This is a genomic window from Pseudomonas emilianonis, from assembly GCF_023072625.1.
GTDB classification, from domain to species: domain Bacteria; phylum Pseudomonadota; class Gammaproteobacteria; order Pseudomonadales; family Pseudomonadaceae; genus Aquipseudomonas; species Aquipseudomonas paraveronii.
Genome location: NZ_JAKNRV010000561.1, coordinates 1 through 2,282, shown reverse-complemented (window position 1 = coordinate 2,282; position 2,282 = coordinate 1). Strand labels below are relative to the sequence as shown.

At 61.1% G+C, this 2,282-nt stretch carries 2 protein-coding genes; one reads left to right on the top strand and one right to left on the bottom strand.

The window, feature by feature from the left end; all coding sequences use genetic code 11:
• Window positions 1–1,135: 5-methyltetrahydropteroyltriglutamate--homocysteine S-methyltransferase (gene metE, locus L9Z73_RS29325; protein WP_247408370.1), on the top strand; the 1,135-nt coding region annotated here is incomplete at its 5' end.
• Window positions 1,136–1,195: 60 nt separating this feature from the next.
• Here metE and L9Z73_RS29320 read toward each other — a convergent pair.
• A complete protein-coding gene (locus L9Z73_RS29320) occupies window positions 1,196–2,278 on the bottom strand; it encodes a DUF1624 domain-containing protein (RefSeq protein ID WP_247408371.1) in 1,083 nt (360 codons plus the stop codon).
• Window positions 2,279–2,282: the final 4 nt, after the last annotated feature.

Genomic DNA, 2,282 nt, shown 5'->3' with positions numbered 1-2,282 from the left:
CTCGACGTATGCGGCCTCGCCGCGCATTCACAAACCGGCAGTGCAAGCCCGCGTGGCGGCGATCACTGCCCAGGACAGCCAGCGCCAGTCGCGGTTTGCGCAGCGTATTGAGAAACAACGTGCTGGCCTCAAGTTGCCGCCGTTCCCGACCACCACCATCGGTTCGTTCCCACAAACCGCGTCGATCCGCCTGGCGCGTCAGTCCTACAAACAAGGCAAGTTGAGCGAAGCCGAATACGTCGAGGCGATGCACAGCGAGATTCGTCACGCCGTTGAGGTGCAGGAAAACCTCGGCCTGGACGTGCTGGTGCATGGTGAAGCCGAGCGTAATGACATGGTCGAATACTTTGCCGAGCAATTGGACGGCTACGCGTTCACGCGCTTTGGCTGGGTCCAGAGCTACGGTTCACGCTGTGTGAAACCGGCGGTGATTTTCGGCGACCTGAGCCGCCCGCAGGCGATGACGGTGGATTGGATACGCTACGCCCAAGGCCTCACCCGCAAGGTGATGAAGGGCATGCTGACCGGCCCGGTGACCATGCTGATGTGGTCCTTCCCGCGTGAAGACGTGAGCCGCGAAGTTCAGGCACGTCAACTTGCCCTTGCAATCCGTGACGAAGTGGTCGACCTGGAAGCCGCCGGCATCCAGATCGTACAGATCGATGAAGCTGCGTTCCGTGAAGGCTTGCCGTTGCGCCAGGCGCAATGGCAGCACTATCTGGACTGGGCCACCGAAGCATTCCGCCTGTGCGCTTGCGGCGTGCGTGACGAAACCCAGATCCATACGCACATGTGCTACAGCGAGTTCAACGATGTGATCGAGTCCATCGCGGCGATGGATGCCGACGTGATCACCATCGAGACGTCACGCTCGGACATGGAGTTGCTGGACGCGTTCGAAGCCTTTGCCTACCCGAACGACATCGGCCCGGGCGTCTACGACATCCACTCGCCACGGGTGCCGGACGCGTCGGAAATGGCCAACCTGCTGCGCAAGGCGGCCAAACGGATTCCGGCCGAGCGCTTGTGGGTGAACCCGGACTGCGGTTTGAAAACGCGTGGCTGGCCGGAGACTGAAGCGGCGTTGATCCATATGGTCACGGCAGCGCGTCAACTGCGCGCCGAGCTGGCGTAATACATTTCACAGAAATGCGGGCGCGGACTTGCTCCCTCCCGCATCCGGAGCGGCGACGGGTCACAGGTATTTGAGCCACGCCATATCCCGCCGCCGTGCTTTCAACCCGGCAAACCAGCGCACTGGCCAATACAGTGCAATGGGTAATAGCAGCGCCACCCACCAAATCGCACCAACACTGTCGAAACCGAAGTAGTCGCCGTGGTTGAGGCCGAACAGCGCCACACACGCGACGTACAGGATTTTCAGCACATACAGATGCAGCAGATAAAAGAACATCGGTGCTGCGCCAAATACCGCGAGCAAGCCGATCCAACGTCGCTGCCCCGCGCGCTCAAGCGCCAGCAGCAATAACAGTCCAATGCCCAGCGTCAACGCGAGAAACAACAGCGAAGGCGGATACTTGGTGACATTGAAAAAGCTCATCAGCGTCGACAGACTGCTGTCATACATCTGCCAAGGCTTCTCGCCATACCCATTGGCGGCCCGCAACAACACGAACCCGACCAACGCACCGAGCCCCGCCCGCGACAGGTAGCGCTGACGCAGGGTCGGCGCCATGGCATTGGCAAACCACGGGCCCAGGCCGTAACCCAGCGCGATTACACCGATCCACGGCAGCACCGGGTACGTGGTGCGCAATCGCAGGTTATCGGACGCCTCGATCCAGCTACGTTCATGCAGGATCGCCCATGCACTCTGCTGCGCCGACCCCGCCGCGAAATGCACGGCATCCAGCAGGTTATGCAAGGCCATGATCACCAGTGCCAACGTGATCAGCAGCGGGCGCGGTAACCAGACCAGCGCGGCGAGGGCGATCATGCTCAGGCCAATCGCCCAGATCACCTGTAGATAGATGACGCTGGGCGGCAGTTGGAAGGTCCAGGCGAAGTTGACCAGGCTAAACTCCAGCACAATCAAGAACAGCCCGCGCTTGAACAGAAAGGCCGACACATCGCGACGGCCCTGATACTTTTGGCCGTACAACCAGGCGGACAGCCCGGTGAGCAACACGAACACCGGCGCGCACACGTGGGCGAGGGTGCGGCTGATAAACAGCGCTGGCTCGATGCTGTCGATACTCATCGGGTCGCTGACCTGACGGTGCAGCAGGAAGGTCTCGCGCACGTGGTCGAGCAGCATGATG